19 protein-coding genes are annotated in these 18,572 nt (G+C 63.0%); 5 read left to right on the forward strand and 14 right to left on the reverse strand.

Going from position 1 to position 18,572, the window contains the following annotated elements:
* Positions 1-299 precede the first annotated feature (299 nt).
* The gene (locus AS9A_RS14735) at positions 300-1,301 is read left to right on the forward strand and encodes an ABC transporter substrate-binding protein (protein ID WP_013807856.1); all 1,002 of its coding nucleotides are present in this window, start codon (positions 300-302) and stop codon (positions 1,299-1,301) included.
* 19 nt (positions 1,302-1,320) lie between these two features.
* Here AS9A_RS14735 and AS9A_RS24360 read toward each other — a convergent pair whose 3' ends face one another.
* The gene (locus AS9A_RS24360; RefSeq protein ID WP_013807857.1) at positions 1,321-2,253 is read right to left on the reverse strand and encodes a hypothetical protein; all 933 of its coding nucleotides are present in this window, start codon (positions 2,251-2,253) and stop codon (positions 1,321-1,323) included.
* Positions 2,254-2,698: 445 nt separating this feature from the next.
* On the opposite strand from AS9A_RS24360, the gene AS9A_RS14745 reads away from it, so the two are divergent.
* On the forward strand, positions 2,699-3,010 hold the full coding sequence (locus AS9A_RS14745; protein ID WP_013807858.1) for a hypothetical protein: 312 nt from the start codon (positions 2,699-2,701) through the stop codon (positions 3,008-3,010).
* A 125-nt stretch (positions 3,011-3,135) separates the two neighbouring features.
* Here the strand turns inward: AS9A_RS14745 and AS9A_RS14750 are convergent, their stop codons facing one another.
* The 3 genes from AS9A_RS14750 to AS9A_RS14760 form a co-directional block, all read right to left on the reverse strand.
* Positions 3,136-3,984 carry an ABC transporter permease gene (locus AS9A_RS14750; protein ID WP_013807859.1) on the reverse strand — a complete coding sequence of 283 codons (849 nt, stop codon included), beginning with the start codon at positions 3,982-3,984 and terminating at the stop codon, positions 3,136-3,138.
* Complete coding sequence (locus tag AS9A_RS14755; protein WP_013807860.1) at positions 3,981-5,015, reverse strand: daunorubicin/doxorubicin resistance ABC transporter ATP-binding protein DrrA; 1,035 nt, start codon at positions 5,013-5,015, stop codon at positions 3,981-3,983. The genes AS9A_RS14750 and AS9A_RS14755 overlap by 4 nt, the downstream gene beginning before the upstream one ends.
* Before the next feature lie 312 nt (positions 5,016-5,327).
* Positions 5,328-6,014, reverse strand: coding sequence for an NAD(P)-dependent oxidoreductase (locus AS9A_RS14760; protein WP_013807862.1), 687 nt, complete (start codon positions 6,012-6,014; stop codon positions 5,328-5,330).
* 95 nt (positions 6,015-6,109) lie between these two features.
* Here AS9A_RS14760 and AS9A_RS14765 point away from each other — a divergent pair, with 95 nt between their 5' ends.
* Positions 6,110-6,829, forward strand: coding sequence for a TetR/AcrR family transcriptional regulator (locus AS9A_RS14765; RefSeq protein WP_013807863.1), 720 nt, complete (start codon positions 6,110-6,112; stop codon positions 6,827-6,829).
* Positions 6,830-6,869: 40 nt separating this feature from the next.
* Here AS9A_RS14765 and AS9A_RS14770 read toward each other — a convergent pair whose 3' ends face one another.
* Entirely contained in the window at positions 6,870-7,664 is a 795-nt protein-coding gene (locus tag AS9A_RS14770; protein WP_013807864.1) for a class I SAM-dependent methyltransferase, read from the reverse strand.
* Between the two features lie 212 nt (positions 7,665-7,876).
* Complete coding sequence (locus tag AS9A_RS14775; RefSeq protein ID WP_013807866.1) at positions 7,877-8,674, reverse strand: alpha/beta fold hydrolase; 798 nt, start codon at positions 8,672-8,674, stop codon at positions 7,877-7,879.
* 356 nt (positions 8,675-9,030) lie between these two features.
* Between AS9A_RS14775 and AS9A_RS14780 the strand changes: the two genes are divergently transcribed.
* The gene (locus AS9A_RS14780; protein ID WP_148262478.1) at positions 9,031-9,966 is read left to right on the forward strand and encodes a hypothetical protein; all 936 of its coding nucleotides are present in this window, start codon (positions 9,031-9,033) and stop codon (positions 9,964-9,966) included.
* A 106-nt stretch (positions 9,967-10,072) separates the two neighbouring features.
* On the opposite strand, the gene AS9A_RS14785 is transcribed toward AS9A_RS14780, so the two are convergent.
* Together AS9A_RS14785 and AS9A_RS14790 are read right to left on the reverse strand one after the other, a co-directional pair.
* The gene (locus AS9A_RS14785) at positions 10,073-10,906 is read right to left on the reverse strand and encodes an SDR family oxidoreductase (protein WP_013807869.1); all 834 of its coding nucleotides are present in this window, start codon (positions 10,904-10,906) and stop codon (positions 10,073-10,075) included.
* Between the two features lie 27 nt (positions 10,907-10,933).
* Positions 10,934-13,015, reverse strand: coding sequence for a fatty acid desaturase (locus AS9A_RS14790; RefSeq protein ID WP_013807870.1), 2,082 nt, complete (start codon positions 13,013-13,015; stop codon positions 10,934-10,936).
* Positions 13,016-13,132: 117 nt separating this feature from the next.
* Between AS9A_RS14790 and AS9A_RS14795 the strand changes: the two genes are divergently transcribed.
* Positions 13,133-13,603 (forward strand): MarR family winged helix-turn-helix transcriptional regulator, encoded by a 471-nt coding sequence (locus AS9A_RS14795; protein WP_013807871.1) that lies wholly within the window; start codon positions 13,133-13,135, stop codon positions 13,601-13,603.
* Positions 13,604-13,683: 80 nt separating this feature from the next.
* Here AS9A_RS14795 and AS9A_RS14800 read toward each other — a convergent pair whose 3' ends face one another.
* From AS9A_RS14800 to AS9A_RS14825, 6 genes are read right to left on the reverse strand one after another with little or no spacing between them, the layout of a single operon-like run.
* On the reverse strand, positions 13,684-14,448 hold the full coding sequence (locus AS9A_RS14800; protein ID WP_013807872.1) for an enoyl-CoA hydratase/isomerase family protein: 765 nt from the start codon (positions 14,446-14,448) through the stop codon (positions 13,684-13,686).
* 7 nt (positions 14,449-14,455) lie between these two features.
* Complete coding sequence (locus tag AS9A_RS14805) at positions 14,456-15,532, reverse strand: NAD(P)-binding domain-containing protein (RefSeq protein ID WP_013807873.1); 1,077 nt, start codon at positions 15,530-15,532, stop codon at positions 14,456-14,458.
* A complete protein-coding gene (locus tag AS9A_RS14810; RefSeq protein ID WP_192808155.1) occupies positions 15,533-15,979 on the reverse strand; it encodes a DUF4190 domain-containing protein in 447 nt (148 codons plus the stop codon).
* A gap of 47 nt (positions 15,980-16,026) precedes the next feature.
* Positions 16,027-16,692 carry a response regulator gene (locus AS9A_RS14815; RefSeq protein ID WP_192808190.1) on the reverse strand — a complete coding sequence of 222 codons (666 nt, stop codon included), beginning with the start codon at positions 16,690-16,692 and terminating at the stop codon, positions 16,027-16,029.
* Positions 16,689-17,846 carry a sensor histidine kinase gene (locus AS9A_RS14820; RefSeq protein ID WP_013807876.1) on the reverse strand — a complete coding sequence of 386 codons (1,158 nt, stop codon included), beginning with the start codon at positions 17,844-17,846 and terminating at the stop codon, positions 16,689-16,691. The genes AS9A_RS14815 and AS9A_RS14820 overlap by 4 nt, the downstream gene beginning before the upstream one ends.
* Positions 17,843-18,544: a YqeB family protein gene (locus AS9A_RS14825; RefSeq protein WP_013807877.1), complete on the reverse strand. Its 702-nt coding sequence runs from the start codon at positions 18,542-18,544 to the stop codon at positions 17,843-17,845. Before AS9A_RS14825 ends, AS9A_RS14820 begins: the two co-directional genes overlap by 4 nt.
* Between the last annotated feature and the right edge of the window lie 28 nt (positions 18,545-18,572).

Here is an 18,572-nt window from a genome sequence, read left to right on the forward strand (position 1 = left end):
GAGCACGAACCTTCACGATTAACCGCCACAAGACATCTGACACCCCCTGGTTTGTGGCTGGCGGCCGGACGCTTCCCCCGCCCGGCCGCCAGCCCGAGCATAACACAAAATCGAACACTAGTTCGATTCCGTGGTGGACGGCTGGCGAACTGCTGCGTCGAGGACGTTCTTCGCCCCTCACAAAATCGATCCCGTTGGCCGCGTAGTAGAAAACCCAAGGCAGCGCACGTACTTCACCACACCGACTTTTCGTGCAGTAGCTTCATGCCGACTGTTTCCCGCTGCCCAGGAGCGCCCCCATGATCCCGCCGACTCGGCCTGCCTTCTGCCCTGCCAGAAAGTTCACAGCCGCTGCCGCTCTCCCCTTCGTCGCCCTTCTCGCCGCATCATGCGGGAATTCGTTCAACGACACAGGGGACGCCGAAACCCGTGCATTCACCCATTCGCAGGGCGTGACCGAGATACCCGTCGAACCGCAGCGGATCGTCACGACAACCGATCAGAACGCTCTGCTGCCACTGCTCGAACTGGGGATCACCCCAGTTGGCAGCGCCGGGATCGAACTCGACGGCGGGCAGATCCGCTTCCGCCGCACCGACGGTTACGACACCACCTCGGTCGAGCCCGTAGGCCCCTACGGCGCTCCTAACCTGGAGAAAATAGCCGCTCTCAACCCCGATGTGATCGTTGGATACGAGTACGACAGCGACATGTATGACGACCTGTCCGCGATCGCCCCCACCGTGCTCATTCAGGTCTTCGATCGCCCTCTCGACGATGCGCTACTCGACTTCGCCGATCTCGCCGGAGAGACGGACCGGGCTGAAGAGATGCAAGCCGACTTCCGCGCCCGGGTTGACGACTTCCTCGACAAGCTCGGCGACCGCAAGGACACACTGTCCATCTCACTTATCAGCCAGTACGAGCCCGGCCAGTTCAACCGAGTCGATATTGGCCAGGCAACCGGAACCGTCATGCAAGCACTCGACCTGCTGCGACCCGCCCCCCAGCAGGGTCCCGGCGACTTCGAGGATTACAGCATCGAGACCCTAGGCCAGCATGATGCCGACGTGGTGCTCGTGTTCGACTACTCCGACGATGAGGGGCAGCGGGCGGACAACCCGCTGTACAACTCACCTGTCTTCGCCGAACTCGCTGCGACAAAAGCGGGGCAGGCCTACGTCATCGACGGCGCCACAACCGTCGGCGCCGCGTGGGGCAAAATGATCGCGTTCCTCGACGAACTCGAACGCATCTTGCTCGCCGAGGACCTCCGCACCGACGTCGTGATCGAGAACTAGTCGCCCGCTGGCGGCGAGATTAGCTCAACGCGAAAAGGCTCCCGAAGTCGATGCACAACGAGCCCGTACAGCCCGGGTCGACAGGAGGCTCTTCCAGCGCGGTGTAGACGATGGTGACACTCGCTATGTCGCTGGCTGACGCGACGCCTGTGACGTCGCCGAGCGAGGAACCGCCTCCGCCGCCACCGCCGTTTCCGCCAGTCTCCGGGTTGCCACCCCCGCCTCCGCCACCGTAGAGGCCGCCTCCTCCACCGCCGCCGCCGAAGCCCACTACAAAACCGCCCGCTCCACCGGCTCCAAGGGTTCCCGCACTGCCTCCTCCAGGATCTCCCCCAGCGCCACCTGCTGCGCCGGTTCCCGCGCCGCCCCCGCCGCCGACAGAGCCAACTGTGCCGTCGCTACCAGGCAGACCGGCGTTGCCGCCATTTCCGCCCCCACCGCCTCCCCCCGTTCCGCCACCGCCAGCGGCGATGACGAGGCGGGAGGACACGTCATCTGGGTCGGTGCGCACATCGGACGCACCGCCCCCACCACCTCCGGAGTTAAAACCGCCCGAACCGCCGCCGTTGAAGCCGCCCGCACCGCCGTCCCCGCCCGTTGCGCCGTCACCACCAACAAGGACGTACAAGGTTCCGGTGAGGCCGCTCAGAGTGCTTTCCGCGGTCCCACCCAAGCTGGAGAAAGTGTTAATAGTCCGTCCGCCGCGCCCCCCGATCGCGGTGACATTCAGCGTGTCCACACCGTCGGGAATGACAAACTCGTGCTGGCCAGCAGTGTCGTACACACACGTCACCTGATCACCGGCCTGAGTGCATTCAGCAGGCAGCTGCGCGGCCGCTGCACCGGGAAACGCGATCGCCGCGGAGGTGAGGACACCGACGCTGCCGACGCCGAAAGCGGCGCGGCGCAACGGACGCTTTGAAGAGTGCGCGGTCGTATGGGTTGGTTGCATGACGGCACCTGCCTCGTGGAGAACCCCAAGCGGAAGTCTGAGAATGTGACGAGAGTAACAGGGTGTTTCTGAGTACGGCGGGCGAATGAAACAGGAGGGCGCACGTGAAGCGACTGTGCGTTTGGAACGCTCAATCGATAACGCGGTCCCCTTTAGCTTTACACGCGGAATAGACCCAGATTTTAGCGGGTATTGTTACCACTCTGACGCCAAAACTTCCTAAAGCGGACATATTCGGGCAACGCCGGAGTAACAAAAACGTGAATTCTTCGAGGTCCGATGCTTTTCATGCGAAAATAGCAATTGTAGCGGAATCAGCACCAATTGGTAACGACGTGATCAAATCTGTGAGGATGCCTTCATAGCTTGCTCTCAGGGTCGGTTAAATCACTACCGGGGCGTGAATGCACCCGCGCCTACTAATCGCACCACAAGGAGTGGAACCATGGACCCTGATCTACTTTCGGCGCCACAACCCGGCATCCTCGGCGCAATCCTCACCGTGCTTATTGGAAATGGCCCCTATCTATCGCACTTAGCGGACCTCCTTTCGGGCATCGGAGATTACAACGCAGGCCAGGCCGCCGTGCTCGATGTCGTGACCGGCGGCCACGAGGTCTACCAGGAATGGGATGGCGAGAACTGGGTCAACGTTGACCAGACTCACAGCCAGCCGATCATTCCGTGGAACCCGGGCAGCAACCCTGGCGGCGGCGATGACCCGCTCGCATTCCTCAACGACCTGATCGGTGGCTGAGATAGCTACAAACCAAAAAACGTAGCGATGTGATAGTCGAATCACTGATTCGTATTCATATCGTTGCACAAATTGCAAATCCGGGGAGGTCCCCTAACCGCCTCCCCGGATTTGTTGTGTCCGGACTACGATTTCCGGTTGTAGAGCCGCATCGATAGTGGCCCGAATATTGCGATGAACACTGCGCACCAGATTCCCACTGCAGCGAGGTCAGCGAATTCGAGTGAACCACCCATGAGGCCCCTGATCGCCGTCACAAGGTGACTGATCGGGTTCGCATTGACGAATGCCTGCAGCCAGCCCGGCATTGTCGCTGGATCAACGAAAATGTTGCTCGCAAATGTCAGCGGAAACAGGATGAACATCGACACGCCCATTACTGCCTGCTCCGTGCGCAGCAGCATCGCAAGCATCGTCCAGATCCACGACAAACTGAACGAGAACGCCAGCAATAGCACAATCGAGAGCGTGACACCAATAATGCCGCCGCTCGGCCGGAACCCGATCGCCATGCCCACGAGCATCACGATGATCGATGCCAGCGTGTAGCGCACCACATCACCGAGCAGCGCCCCCACCAGCGGCGAGGGCCGCCAGATCGGCAGCGACCGGAACCGGTCGAACACACCCTTCTCGATGTCCTTGTTGATCGTCAACCCGGTGTACATGGTGATCATGACGACCGTTTGCACGAGAATGCCCGGCAGCAAGAACTGCACGTACTCACGTGGAGAACCCGCGAGTGCACCACCGAACAGGTAGGTGAACATGAGGATAAACATGATCGGGAACATCGTCACGTCAAACAGTTGTTCCGGCACATGCTTGATCTTCAGCAGTGCGCGATGCCCGAACGTCAGTGACGTCGACACTGAACTCGCCCGCGAAGGCCGCGGTCCCGGAGCGTTCAGGACATCCGCGATGACCTTCGGCGTCGCCGCCGCGTAATCAATACGCTCTGCGCTTGTTGTCATCGGAGTGCCTCCTGGGCCGCTATGTTCTCGAATCCTTCGCTGGTGCCGCTGCCATTCGTCTCCGGTTCAGCGGGTTTGCCAGTCAGCGCGAGGAACACTTCATCAAGGCTCGGCTGGCCGAGCGCAAACGTCGTGACGTTGATGCCAGCGTCATGCAGAGCTGGTAGCGCCGCACCCACCGTCGTCGGGTCGTTCACCCGCGCGGTCATCGCCGAAGGATCCGACTCGAGGACGATGTCGACGCCCAATACTCGCTCTAGCACGCTCGCTGCGTCCGCTCGCTGCGCCGGGTCCGCGACCCGCACGTGCAGCGCACCCGAACCGACCGATGCTTTCAACTCGCCGGTTGTTCCTTCCGCGATGACCTTCCCGTGGTCGATCACCGCGATGCGGTCAGCGAGCTGATCTGCCTCGTCGAGGTACTGCGTCGTCAGCAGCACAGTGGTGCCGCCTTTGACGAGCGCGCGGACGATTTCCCACACCTGGTTGCGGCTGCGCGGGTCCAGGCCCGTGGTCGGTTCGTCAAGGAAAATCAACTCGGGTGTCACGATGATGCTGGCCGCGATATCGAGACGTCGCCGCATACCGCCCGAGTAGTTCTTGACCTGACGTTTCGCTGCTTCCGTCAGCCCGAATGCGTCTAGCAGCTGAGCGGCGCGATCCCGGGCCGCCGACCGTGAATACCCGTACAGCCTGCCTAGCAGCACCAGGTTCTCAGTGCCCGTCAAGTCTTCATCGAGTGACGCGAATTGCCCGGTCAGCGACACTTTCTGCCGCACCGCCTCCGCCTCCGCGATCACGTCGTGCCCGAGCACTCGCGCGCTGCCGCCGTCGATCGGCAGCAACGTCGCAAGCATCCGGATCACTGTTGTCTTGCCCGCGCCGTTCGGCCCGAGAACCCCGTAGACACCGCCACGCGGCACGGTGAGGTCGACGCCGTTGACGGCGACTGTCTGCCCGAACCGTTTGACCAGCCCCCGTGTCTCAATCGCTGGCGCCGACGCGTGTTGTGACAGTTCTGACTCTGTCATCGCGCTCCCCTTTACATGCCCGCCCCTGTGGCGCGCTCGATCTTTGTTCTTTGATGTACAGACAGTCCTATGGAGAAAAACTCATCGAGTAAACCGAATATTTCACAGGTTGTCTCGGCCTTGCTTGTCCGAAAGTGCTCAGTTCGTCGCCACGTGATCAGCGCATTCGGGCTGGTACGTCACCGACGTACCGCGACGTGGCTATCGACAAGAGCAGCAAGGAGCCGACAATGCGGCGAGAGTCACGGCTCATCACGCCTCCCTAGGATTGCTGAGCCTGGAGCTAACGTTACAAGTGGCCTTCTTCGGCGTCTAACGATTTACGGCGCTGGGCGCGAGACGACCAACGATCGCCGGAGCCTCCCGGACGAGGGTGTCGTCGGTGAGCGCCTCCACCATGAACAGCGCGAAATCCACGCGTCGCGTCAGATTGCTTTCGAGGACTGGATCGCCGACGTGACGACTCCACACAGGCAATCCCTGGCTCTCGCCTTCCTCCAGGTCGCTGCCGCGGACAACGGTCCATTTCCGGTCACTGGCGAATATCCGTCGGCACGCCTCCACCTGGTCATCGATCTCGACGGCGCGCACGGCGCGCGCCAGCCAGGTGATGAGTTTTACGGTTGCCCGGAATCGCCAGGAGTACGTGTCCTTGCCATCGCGGGCGATGTGCCAGCCGCACGAAAAGATCAGCCGTGCATCGGGTTCGGCGTAATCGAGCACTGCCTGTGCAGTTCCCGACGAATACTGCTGGACGCCCCACGGCGCCAGGACGGTCAGTACACCGTCGCACCCGGTGACCGCCTTCCGGATGACGTCTCGGTCATTGGTGGGCCCGGGAACGATCGTGATCCGGTCTGCGAAATCGGCGAGCTTTCCGACGCTGCGTTCGCGGCACACGCCGACGACTTCGTATCCGCGGTCCAGCGCGTGCTGAACCATGTATCGCCCGAGTTTCCCCGAAGCGCCGACGATGCACACCTTCTTGGTGGTGCTCATATCCCATTGCTTTCTGTGTCGATTGCTTAACTTACGTTGTAAGTCACGCTACGCTTACGGTGTAAGTAGGTCAACGGGAATCAGGGGCAGGAGCTTTGAGCGAGCGCAGCAGGGGTCGATTAGGGAAAGCGGAGCGAGCGCCGCTCAGCCGGGAGCGAATCGTCACCGCGGCAATTGCGCTGGCCGATGAAAAGGGCGAAACAGGGGTCACCATGCGAGCCGTCGCTGCGCGGCTCAGTGTCGAAGCGATGTCGCTGTACAACCACGTCACAGGCCGGGAGAACCTTCTCGACGGAATGGTCGACGCGGTATTCAGCGAGATCGAACTGCCAGCGGCGGGGAGCGACTGGAAAACCGCCATGCGCGAGCGGGCCCATTCGTCGCGCGCGGCGCTCCTCCGTCACCCCTGGGCCGTTGGCCTGATGGACTCGCGCAGCCAGCCCGGACCGGAGACGTTGCGGCACCACGACGCCGTCCTCGGCGCACTGCTCGGGGGCGGTTTCGCCATCGAAATGGCCGGGCGTGCCATCTCAGTGATCGACAGTTACATCTACGGGTTCGCCCTCCAGGAACTCAGCCTGCCGTTCACGAGCGCCGCCGAACTCGACGAGGTCGCCGGAGACATTCTGCGCGACCTGCCGGACGACACGTACCCGCATCTCACGGCGATCATCGCCGACCGGGCTTCAGGGCAGGGGTACGACACCGACGACGAGTTCGAATTCGGCCTGTCCCTCATCCTCGATGCCCTGCCCCCTACTCCCCCGGAATCCAGCGGCGCAGGTCAACACAACCCCGGAAAACTGGGCCGTTAAGGCGACCTGCGCAGATGGATTCGGGAGGGGCGGCCTCGCGTCAGCGCCTCGTCCCGAGCACGATGAGGTACGGCCGCGGCTGATGAATCCCCTCAGCGGTGCGATACCCCTCGAAGAAGTCCGCAAAATCCTGGCGCAATTGCGCGCGGCGTTCGGGCTCCAGGTTCGCCGCGAGCGTCCGCGTCGGCCCGTACACCGTGGCGAACAACTCCCAGACCTCCTCACCTGAGGAACCCTTCTGCGGCGCATCACCCGTTTCGAAAGTCAGGTCGAACGCGTCGCCCAGCATTTCCTCGACGTACTCGCGATCGCCCCAGGTGAAGGCGGACCCGGCCCCGGCCGGTGGAGGCGGCATGTACTTCGCCATCACCTTGAACATGTCGACGACGCCGCTTTCCGGACTCCAATTGCCGAGACCCAGGCGTCCGCCAGGGCGCGTCACCCGTGCGAGTTCCTTCGCGACGGCCTTGTGGTCGGGCGCGAATATCGCTCCCACATTCGACACCACCAGGTCGAACGTGCCGTCGGCGTAGGGAAGGTTCTCCGCATCACCGACCTCGAAGTCGATAGACAGGCCGTCTTCCTTGGCGAGACGTTTCGCCGTCTCGATCAGTGCCGGCGCAAGGTCGATGCCGGTGACTTTCGCGCCTGTCCGTGCAAGCCGCGTCGCGAGAGCACCGGTTCCCGTCGCAACATCCAGAACATGTTCGCCCGGGCGGGGCGCCGCGGCGGTCGCGAGGTGTTCGAGCAGCGGTGCGTAATGCTCGGGAAGGCGCTCGTACGGGCCGGTACCCCACATGACGCTCTGTTTCCTCTTCAGTTCCTCAAATGCCATGGTGACTCCTCAATAGGTGGACGGTGCGTTCTGATCGTGCTGCCACCTGCGCATTATCGATAGCCACCCCAGGGTGAGAGCGCGATCACCCTCTTCCGCCGTGCTCATATCGATGCCAGTCCTCGGCGCCGGAATCCAGCGGCGCATGTCAACATAACCCCCGGAAATCCCTGGGTTTGTTGACTTCCGGCGATGGATTCGCGAGAGGGTGACTAGCTGCTCGGCGTTTCGTCGGCGAAGTCCATGATGATCGACGCGACCAGATCTGGATCCGTCTGGAAAGCGAAATGTCCGTGTCCTTCGAGCGTGCGGACATGCGCATTCGGGAGCGCAGCGGCCGCGCGTGCCGTTGTTATCCGGACCGTCTCAGGAGTTTCAGTGCCGGTGAGGATGAGAGTTCTGGCGGTGAGTTCGGCGAACTGGCGGCTCCGATACACCCAGTCTTCCTCGGCACGGCATTCCCGGGGGACCGTCGGTGCGGCCGCGAGTCGCTTTGGCCACAATGGACTCTCCCTCATCGCACGTACCTCAGCGTCGGTCATCTCCAGAATCCCGACAGCCACCAAGCGGATTGCGGCCTCCCTGTCACCTGAGGCGAGCGCCGTCTCGACCGCTGCGACGGAACCGCGCGGGTACACGAGCCCGAAACTGGGTTCGTACAAGATCAGGCCGGTGACATTTCTGGTGAGGGTGCCGCCGCCCATCGCGCAGTTCGCCCCGTAGCTATGCCCCCACAGCGTGACGGGCTCCCCGTGCCGGGCCGAAACCGCGTCGACCACGGCAGCGACGTCCTCGAACTCCCGTTCAATCGAATATTGCGGGCTGTCACCACTCGCGCCGAAACCCCGGCGGTCCATCGCGTACACCGTGAGGTGGTCTTTCAGCACAGCCACCAGTGGATCGAATCGCGTGTGGTCGCACAGTGACCCGTGCACCATGACGAGCGGCGGTCCACTCCCTTCATGCCAGACAGCGAGACGGGTGCCGTCCGAGGATTCAACGTCGAACATAGGTTGACCATAGACCGCGCCCCGTCCTCCCCTCCGAATCCATCGGCGCACGTCAACGGAAACAGTCGAAATTCAGCCGTTTTCGACGACACCCGCTGCTGGATTCGGGAGGCCTAGTGGCGGACGACGGGGTGGGCGCGGGGTTATCCACAGGATGGCGTTATCCACAGGGCTCGCCGAGAAATGTTTCGCAATCCAGGCGCGTGCCGCGAAGCTGATCACACATGGCACGACCCAGAAGGACGCAACTCCCGCACTCGATACAAACGGCGATCTCAGTTGGGAAAGGAGTGATCAGCGCAGACAGACCGAAAGCACGCCAGTACCTTCACACCCTGTACAAGCAGGGTTTGCTTATGAAACTGGCGCATGGCCAGTACACCGACCCCGTGTTCTGGGCTGGCCTGAGCAACTGGGACCAGTACGCGCTAGCATCGCGCGCCTACGTGCGGTCGTGCGGGGAGGACACATATCTCCGCGGGTGGTCCGCAGCGACGCAAAATGGGCTGCCGTTGCTGGGCCAGCCGCCGCAGCTACCCGAGGCGGCACGCACAGGTCCGAAATCGGAGGGAAACCAGCGTAATCAGTACGGCCGCACCCGCCGTGAATGCATTCCCGGGCAACATCTCCGCGATTATGGCGGGATCCCCGCGACTGGTGTTGGCTACACCGCCAGCACGATTGCGCTCGCCTCGTCGCTGCCCATCGCGCTCGCTATCGGCGATCGCGCTTTAAGGCGTGGAGCGAACCTTAAAAACGCGGTCCGAGACATGCGGGGACGCAGTGGGATTGCCCGGGCCAGATGGGTGGCGGAACACGCGACACCGTCTGCAGAATCACCGCTGGAATCCGTTGGCAGGTTCGCCGCCTACGCGGGCTACTTGCCACTTCCCATCCCCAATGCCTGGGTGGGAAACGGAAAGCCGATGTTCCGGCTCGACGGGCTGTGGCCATGGCACTGGGCGGGGTTTGAGGCGGACGGCGCGGTCAAATACAACAACCGGCCCGACGCGGCAGACGTTATCGCGAATCAGCAAGAGAGAGAATGGGTCCTGCGCAGGCTGACGCTCGACCTGTGCCGATTCGGCTGGAAGATCGCGTTTGGCCGCCTCGACGAACTCACTCTTAGGTTCGCGCAGATGCTCGACGCTAACCCGGTCCGTGACGAACCCATCCGCTGGTGGAAGCACGATCCCGTACTCGGCCCCGTCGACCCCGAGCCCAGCGACTGGCCCAGCAAGCATCCGTCGGGCATCATCCTGCCACCCCGTTGGTGGGTCGATAAACGCTAAGCCGAATCCAGCGGCGGAGGTCACCGAAAACGCCTGAAAAAGGCCAGTTCCATGGACCTCCGCCGCTGGATTTGCGGGAGGGCTCGATTTGCGGGAGGGCGGGGTTTCAGTCGAGGAAGATGTCCTGCATCAGCGGGCCATCGCCTGGGGTGACGCGGTACTTGTCGAGGTCGGTGATGCCGTGGTCAGCGAGGACCTCGTCGTCGATGTAGAAGTTGCCGGACGCACCCGTCGAGGTGAGAACGAGATGCGCCGAATCGGACACGATCTCGGGTGTGCGCGAATTGTCGACCATTTCGGTACCGCCGAGGATGTTCTTCACCGCGGCGGTCGCAATGGTGGTGCGCGGCCACAGCGAGTTGACGGCGATGCCATCGTCCTTCAGTTCCTCAGCGAGGCCAAGCGTCGTCAGCGACATCCCATACTTCGCGATCGTGTAGCCGAGGTGCGCACCGGCCCACTTCGGGTTGAGGTTCAGCGGCGGTGACAGCGTCAGAATGTGCGGATTACGTCCCGCTTTCGCTGACTCCCTGAGGTGCGGCAAGCACGTTTTCGACAGCAGGAACGACCCGCGGCAGTTGATGTCCTGCATCAGGTCGTACTTCTTCATCGCGAGGTCCGACGTGTTGGAAAGGTCGATCGCACTGGCGTTATTCACGACGATGTCGATTCCACCGAACGCATCGACGGTTTTCTGGACAGCTTCGGCGACGGATTCATCTGAGCGCACGTCACCGAGAATCGGCAGTGCCTTGCCCCCTGCCGCTTCGATCTCCTCGGCAGCAGTATGAATGGTGCCCGGAAGCTTCGGGTGCGGCTGATCGGTCTTCGCGACGATAGCGACGTTCGCGCCGTCTTTCGCCGCGCGCAGCGCGATCGCTAGCCCGATCCCGCGCGAGCCACCAGACATGATGATCGTCTTCGATTCGAGAGATGCCACGTGATGTGAACCTTTCTGGTCAGCGCGTCAAGCGTCGTAGTCGACGTCCACCTGATGTGTTGTTGGGCGTGCCTGACACGTTAGAACGTACCCCTCCTCCTTTTCCTCGTTCGAGAGCGCATAGCTGGTGTCCATCTCAACATGTCCGGTGAGGAGTTTCGCCCGGCACGTCCCGCAGGCTCCGCCCATGCACGCGTAAGGGGCGTTCGCGCCGACCTGAAGCAGAGATTCGAGGACGGTTTCCTCCCCCGAGCTGACGTTCGAGTAAGCCTTACCCCCGATGTGCGCGGTGATGGAGGACGCAACGCCATGCCCGGTCGTCGCCTCTGCGTAAAACAGCTCGAGGTGCACTCGATCATCCGGCACACCAACGTCATTCAGCTCCGAGCGCACCGCGTCGATGAGTTCCTGCGGCCCGCATAGGTACCAGGCGGTGACGTCATCGTGCGCAATCTCCTGCAGCGCCTCTGCTTCGATGCGGCCGCGCTCAATGCGCTCGTAGGCGCTGCCTGCTGTTTCGTTGGCATCGCCGGTGCGGTAGTGGACGATCCGGAGACGTCCTTCGAACTGGCGGGCGAGCATGGAGAGTTCGTCGGCGAACATGGTGCTCTCGCTGGTCCGGTTTCCGTAGAGAAGGGTGAAGCGCGCGTCTTCGTCGACGGTGAGCGCGGTGGCGAGCATCGAAATGATGGGTGTGATTCCACTACCCGCGGCGATGCCCACATAATGCGACCGGGTGCCGGGCTTGTGGTCGAGGGTGAAACGCCCCGATGGGGGCATGACATCAAGGACGGTGCCCGGCTTCAGCTCGTTGTTCAGATAGTTGGAGACGACACCGTCAGGGATCTGCTTCACCGCAATCCGGACGAGGTCCGACGTCGCTGACGTGCACATCGAATAGGTGCGGCGATGACGCGTGCCGTCCACAGTCAGCTCGAGCGTCAGATGCTGACCGGGGGTGAAGCGGAACGTGTCGCGCAGTTCATCCGGGACGTCGAACGCGATGGAGACGGCATCCGGTGTCAGCTTCCGTACCTCGCTGACAGTGAGCTGATGGAAGTCCTGGCTGCCTGCCCCGCTGCGGCCTGACTGCAACGAGTCGGAAAGCCGGCGCCACGCCCGGTACTCGGAGGTGGTGAGCTCCCGGCCCCACGCGCTGGCGATCGGAACGTCTTGCTCGAGGTAGGCCTGTTCGTTGTTCCTCCACGCGGAAACGTACCGGTAGAAGGGAATAGCTGGGTGGAGGTGATGCACCAGATGGTAGTTCTGGTACAGCATGAGAGGGGTGAGTAGCCACTCCCAGCCCACACGGACGCGGGTGGCGTGAAACCGGTTCTCTGCTGCTGTTGCGGCCAGGCCATGGTGCGGAAGCCAGTCAAACCACCAGGCGAGCACCGTCAGGCCGATGCGCTGCGGGATCAGATAGATGACCAGCAAATACCAGCCCAGGCCTGCCGCGACGAGCCCCGCGAACACCGCGAGTGTTCCGGTGAGGACGGCGACGGACTCGACGACTTCCCGGCGCGGCCGGTGCACGATCTGCCCATCCCGTTCACGGAACCCGCTGCGGGCCCACCGGCCGAGGGCTTTCCAGTCAAACGATTTGCGCAGGTAGAACGCCATGTACCAGATGTCGATAGTCGCCCACCGGAACGGAAGTTGCGCCGCGGGCCCGTGGCTTGTCCAGGCATCGGGATCGCTGGTGATCTCCTCGTTGGTGTTGCGGTGATGTTCGATGTGGATGAAGCGGATCAGCGGGAACGCCCCGTACGCCGCGACAAATGGCACTGAAAGACGACCAAGCACCTCATTCACCCAGGTTTCGCGACCCGCAGCATGGTGTGTGGTCTCGTGCAGCACCGTGAACATCGTGAATGTGACCACGGCATGCAATGGCACCGTGATCCACGCCGTTACGCCAGCACCGAGCACGAGCCAGGTCGCGAACACCCACAGTGCGAGCGAGGCGACCCACAACGCGAGAGTGGGGATCGAGACGTACGGCAGGGCGATACCAGGGTCCGGCACGCCGCGCCGGACAGCGCGCGATTCCGGTTCGCTGAGTATCGGTGTGCGCTTCGGCTCTGAAGTGTTCACAGCGTCACTCACGTAAACTCCGATCAAACGTATGCGATGCTAATCATTCGGCACGCGAATGACTGTTACAGTATCAGACAATACGCATACTTTCTAGACACAAATCGCAAATCTGTAAAGGAGCTTGCAGTGGCACACGCACTCGTTCCGGCCGAAATCGCCGACCACACGACATGCCTGCTGCTCCGGCTCGGACAGGTCACATACAAGCTGACAGAGGACGTACTTGCCCCTTTCGGCCTCCGCACCCGCCACTACACCGTTCTCAAAGCGCTCGCCGCTTCTGGGCCCGACGGTCAGCACGCACTCGGCACCAAGCTGCGCATCGATCCGGCCACCATGGTCTCGGTGGTCGATGACCTCGAATCGCTTTCCTGCGCGGAACGCAACCGCGACCCCCGTGACCGTCGTCGCGTGCTCGTCTCGATCACTGACAAAGGGCGTGACCTCATCGGAAGGGCCGATTCCGCCCTCACGGAACTCAACGACACACTGCTCGTTGAACTCACCGGCGGGCAGCGCGGCGATCTCCACGAGATATTGAACAAGCTATGCAGCGGAGAAACGATGCCTGCCGCATTCGATCAGCTTCGCGGGTAACACCAGCCCGCCCTGTCGTGTGCACACAATCGCACTCCGCGCAGCCCAAAGGTGCGAGTTCGTGCACACAACGTGCTGTGTCAGATCCCGAACGCAGGTTTGCGCTTCTCCAGGAACGCGGCGACACCCTCACGGCCGTCCGCCGAGTCCGCGGCACGTTCGATTGCGTCAGTCTCGGCGGCCAGCTGGTCGGCCAACGAGCGCGCACCAGACTCGGTGAGGAGCCGCTTGATCGACCCTAGCGCGCTCCGTGACGCTCGTGCGATGCTCGCCGCCAAGGCCTGCGCTTGCGCGACAACCGCCTCATCGGAGTCGGCCATGTGAGTGATCAGGCCCAGTTCAAACGCCTCAGCACTCCCGATCCGCCGGTTCGTGAACAAGATCTCCGCGGCCCTGCGTCGCCCCACGATTCGCGGCAGGCTCCACGTCAGCCCGCCATCTGTCGAATAACCGATACCCGGGTAGGCCGGCAGGAAAGTCGTCGAAGGCCCGCCGACCACAATGTCCGCCGCACACGACAAACTCATGCCGCCGCCTGCCGCGAACCCGCGCACGGCCGCGACCACCGGGACGTCCGTCTCGATGAGGGCTTGCACGCACCGGTGAAACGGCTCCGCGATGCTTCGCACATACTGCCCCGGGTTCGCTGCAGCGCCGAAGGCTTTGACGTCTCCCCCGTTGCAGAAGTTCGGGCCGTCACCCCCGGTGAGGAGAACCGCCCGGATGGAGGAATCAGAGCGGATAAGAGCTGCGGCCTCATCAAGGCCAGGGATGTCGAGGCTCTGCCCCTTCTCCGGGATAGCTACGAGAACATGTGCGACACCCGCATCGACCGTGATCGTCACCTGGAAATTACCTCCTGATTGCTTCGAGTAATTCTCGCACGGCCGCGCGCCCTGCCCTGTTCGCACCGATAGTGGATGCTGAGGGTCCATATCCGATCAAGTGGATGCGCGGATCCTGAGCGACCCGCGTGGCGAGCTGGCCAGTCATCGTTATTCCCCCACCAGGGCCCCGCAGCGAGAGCGGCGCAAGATGGTCAAGTGACGAACGAAATCCGGTGCACCAGAAGATGATATCGGCACGCTCGAACGTGCCGTCGGCGTAGCGCACGCCATCCGATTCGATGCGTTCGAACATTGGACGACGGTCCAGCACTCCACGCCGTTGCGCGTCGCGCACTTCGGGCGTGACCGGAATGCCCGTCACCGAAACCACTGATCCCGGTGGGAGACCCCTGCGCACGCGGTCCTCCACCAGCGCGACAGCTCTGCGGCCGATCTCCGCGGTGAACGGCTCGTCCCGGAATACCGGCTCGGACCGCGTGACCCACGTGGTGGTGGTGACGCGCGAGACCTCGTCGATCAGCTGAACCGCCGAGATGCCGCCGCCCACGACGATCGTGTGCTTGCCCGCGAACTCGGCTGCGGTCTGATAATCCCTGGTGTGCAGCTGCCATCCCGTGAATGTGTCCGCGCCGGGATAGAACGGGATGAAGGGACGCTCCCACGTTCCAGTCGCGTTGATCAGTCCCCGAACCGAGAGCGTACCCGCGGATGTTTCCACATTGAGCCGACCGTCATCAGTGCGGTCACACACGACCCGAACTCGTACCGGACGCTCCACGGCGAGTCCGAAGCGGCGCTCGTATTCAGCGTAATAGCGCGGAACCGCCTCGGAGGCGCGCACCTCCGCGGTCCCTTCGTCGAGCGTTTCGGAGAACCGCATGCCCGGAAGATCGCTGATCCCGTTCACCGTCATCAGTGTCAAAGATGGCCAGCGGAACTGCCACGCACCACCAGGGTTGGGGCCTCCGTCGAGAACGACGAAGTCCGTGCCTGGGGCGAGGCCCGCCTTGTGAAGATAATAGGCCCCGGAAAGGCCTGCCTGGCCCGCTCCGATGACCGCTACGTCTGGGTCAGTTTTCATTCAGTAACCCGCCGCAGCGACACCAATTAAGCCGATCCACACCAGCACACCGGCCACGAGTAGCAGTGTCGTGATCCAGCCGATGATGATCCCGGCCAGCGCGAGACCGTCACCCTGTTCACCGGTCGCCCGGATCTGGCCGCGCGCGACATGCCCCATGAGGGCGCCCACGAATCCGATGGCGCCGCAGCACGCGAAAGTCGACACCAGCGACACCACGAGAGACCCGACTGCCAGCCCATTCGTCCTCGGGGGCGGCGGTTGCTGGGGCAACCCTGGCTGCTGGTAGCCCGGCGGGCTGCCGTAACTGGGCGGCAGTGGGGGCGGCGGCATGCTCGGATCCCAGCCGTGTCCGGGTGGATACTGCTGCCCGTAGGGCGGCGGGTCGTCCCGGCGGGACGACTCGTCGTTGTTCCAAGGATTCCAGGGATCCTGTGGCGTGCTCACCGGACGAACATAACCGAAGTACCGGTGTGTGTGCTCACCTGCGTGGCTTACGGCGCGAGCCCGGCGTCATGAACGAGGATCGCGACCTGCACGCGGTTCTCACAGTGGAGCTTCGCCAGCACCCGCGACATATACGTTTTAACGGTGGGGATGCTCAAGTGGAGCGCGTTTCCGGCCTCGGAGTTCGACATGCCCGCAGCGACCGCGAGCGCAACTTCCCGCTCCCTTTCAGTGAGAGTGTCGAGGGCCTGCCGTGCGGTCTGGCTGCGCCGCTCGTACTCGGGGATTTCCTCCGAACGAGTGACGTGGTCGACCAGCCGTCGCGTCACCGCTGGTGACAGCACCGGCTCGCCCTGCGCCGCGCGCCGTATCGCATCGAGGATGTCGCGCGGCGGTGTGTCCTTGAGGAGAAAGCCGTCCGCTCCCAGCCGCAGCGCACGCAGCACATGAGCGTCCGTATCGAACGTCGTGAGCACAATGATCGCCGGGTCAGGACCATTCTTCCGGAGCTGTTCGATAGCGGTGAGCCCATCCATGACTGGCATACGAATATCCATCAGCACCACGTCGGGGCGGCACTCAGCGACAGCCTGCACCGCATGCGCACCGTCTGGGGATTGACCGGCGATCTCGATAGACGGATCGGCACCGAGCATCAGAGCGAGGCCTGATCGCACGAGAGCGTCATCGTCGACGAGTAAGACCCGGATCATTGCCGCCACGGGATCCACACTTCCAGATGGAACTCGGGATCTCCGCTGGCGCCGCGCCGGATCCCGCTGCGCACGGTGCCTCCCGCAAGTCCGACGCGTTCTTCCATCCCGATCAGCCCTTGCCGGGTTCCGGGCGCCGCACCGGCGGCTGGTCCGGCTGGGAGCGGATTGTGAATGTGGACATGGACGTCATCCCCGTCCCGTTCGAGCGTGACAGTGACCGTTTCGCGAGGCGCATGTTTGCGAGCATTCGTCAGCCCCTCTTGTACGACGCGGTACACCGTCCGGCCCAGCGATTCTGGAACCGCGTCAGAGTTGCCGATCCGCTCGGAATAGAGGACCTGGTGACCGGCGGATCGTGAATCGTCGACGAGCCGCGTCAGCTCAGCAATTTCTGGCTGTGGGCGCTGTGTGTCCTCCCCGTTGTCCCGGAGAACCCCCAGGATCTCACGCAGATCATCAAGCGCCTGCCGCGCGCTTGTTCTGATAATCGCTGCCGCTTTGGTCACCTCCTCGGGGGACGCGTCCGGACGAACCTCCAGTGCACCGGCATGCAGTCCGACCATTGAAATCCGGTGTGCGAGAGAATCATGCATTTCCCGCGCGATCCGTTCGCGTTCCAGACTGCGGACACGTTCCGCTTCACTCGCAGCAAGCTCGGTGGTGTGCCGGGCCTGTTCGCGAAGCTCAGCGAGATGCCGCCGCCGGTTGTGCACCCACCGGCCCCACCCGGCGACGAGGAGGATGACGATGACACTGAAAACGATGTAGGCGATCTGCTCTTCCTGCACGATGTCCGCACGCAGGTAGTAGGTCACCACGACGGCTACATGCACTGCGGTGACCCATGCTGTAGCGCGAATCGAACGCCGTGCTGCCACCGCGAAGACCGCGAAGACCGTAGCCATTCCCGCGAAGTCCGTGACCAGCGCGACCGGAATGAGACCCACCGCAATGTGCACCGGCCACGTCCTGCGCCATAACAGCGCAAGACAGCCGAGCACCGATATCACCACTGCGAAAATGAACCGTGCATCGATCGCCAGTCCGGACGCATGTGCGTCCAGCGCGGCGAGCAGCACAATGAACAGTGAAACACCGACAACGATGACGTCAGCGGTGATGTCCCGAGCGGATCGGCGGCTCTCCGTCATGAGCCGACCAGCGGGCGCCAGTACTGCTTGGTGCCCTCTTCCCGAACGGTATAGCCGAGTCTTTCGACTTCGCCACGCAACTCGGTGACATCCTCTGCGACCTTCTTGCGCAGCGCTTCCTCACGCGCTTTCAGCAGCGCGTTCACCCCGGCAGGTAACTCAGGTGCAGCGGGGATCCACCGGCGGTACAGGTCTGCGTGCGGGTCCTGGTCGCACCAAGGGTATCCGTGCTTGCGGAACGCATCCGCGAGTTCGGCCACCGTCGACTCGTGAGGATCGCGACACACCTGCCGTGACTCGCGGTCCAGCAGCACGAGGTTTCTGCCGTCCACAAAGGCGGCGCTGATGTCACTTCTGCTGATCGTGCGAGAATCGCCATCTTTCGCCAGAGTCACGTCGTGGTTGTTCACCGTGATGGTCAGACAGCCGACCACTGCGATCACGGCGAACACGACACCGAGCAGAAAGCCGGCAACCAGAAAGGCCAGGATCGACCAGCGTTGATCGAAGGAGGACACGAGTTCGAGCGGACCACGCATCGGAATCCAGGGCAGGTTCAGCGCCCACTCCGCGACGCGCGGCAAACTGTAGCCGACCGCCGCACCGGCCAGCGGGGATCCGATGAACAGCAGCAGCCGGATCGGGAAGGACAACCCGAGTTCTGTTTCCGGTCCGTGCGCGGACGCCTTCATGTTCATAGCCTCACGGTAGGGTTGCGCCGCCTGC

Source organism: Hoyosella subflava DQS3-9A1 (assembly GCF_000214175.1).
Lineage (GTDB): Bacteria > Actinomycetota > Actinomycetes > Mycobacteriales > Mycobacteriaceae > Hoyosella > Hoyosella subflava.

Bases quoted from the DNA above. Each gene is read 5' to 3' on its own strand.
- AS9A_RS14825 (WP_013807877.1), bottom strand. From the start codon at position 18,544: ATGAACATGAAGGCGTCCGCGCACGGACCGGAAACAGAACTCGGGTTG.
- AS9A_RS14755 (WP_013807860.1), bottom strand. From the start codon at position 5,015: ATGACAGAGTCAGAACTGTCACAACACGCGTCGGCGCCAGCGATTGAG.
- AS9A_RS14775 (WP_013807866.1), bottom strand. From the start codon at position 8,674: ATGTTCGACGTTGAATCCTCGGACGGCACCCGTCTCGCTGTCTGGCAT.
- AS9A_RS14815 (WP_192808190.1), bottom strand. From the start codon at position 16,692: ATGATCCGGGTCTTACTCGTCGACGATGACGCTCTCGTGCGATCAGGC.
- AS9A_RS14745 (WP_013807858.1), top strand. From the start codon at position 2,699: ATGGACCCTGATCTACTTTCGGCGCCACAACCCGGCATCCTCGGCGCA.
- AS9A_RS14770 (WP_013807864.1), bottom strand. From the start codon at position 7,664: ATGGCATTTGAGGAACTGAAGAGGAAACAGAGCGTCATGTGGGGTACC.
- AS9A_RS14805 (WP_013807873.1), bottom strand. From the start codon at position 15,532: ATGAAAACTGACCCAGACGTAGCGGTCATCGGAGCGGGCCAGGCAGGC.
- AS9A_RS14820 (WP_013807876.1), bottom strand. From the start codon at position 17,846: ATGACGGAGAGCCGCCGATCCGCTCGGGACATCACCGCTGACGTCATC.
- AS9A_RS14735 (WP_013807856.1), top strand. From the start codon at position 300: ATGATCCCGCCGACTCGGCCTGCCTTCTGCCCTGCCAGAAAGTTCACA.
- AS9A_RS14780 (WP_148262478.1), top strand. From the start codon at position 9,031: ATGAAACTGGCGCATGGCCAGTACACCGACCCCGTGTTCTGGGCTGGC.
- AS9A_RS14750 (WP_013807859.1), bottom strand. From the start codon at position 3,984: ATGACAACAAGCGCAGAGCGTATTGATTACGCGGCGGCGACGCCGAAG.
- AS9A_RS24360 (WP_013807857.1), bottom strand. From the start codon at position 2,253: ATGCAACCAACCCATACGACCGCGCACTCTTCAAAGCGTCCGTTGCGC.
- AS9A_RS14760 (WP_013807862.1), bottom strand. From the start codon at position 6,014: ATGAGCACCACCAAGAAGGTGTGCATCGTCGGCGCTTCGGGGAAACTC.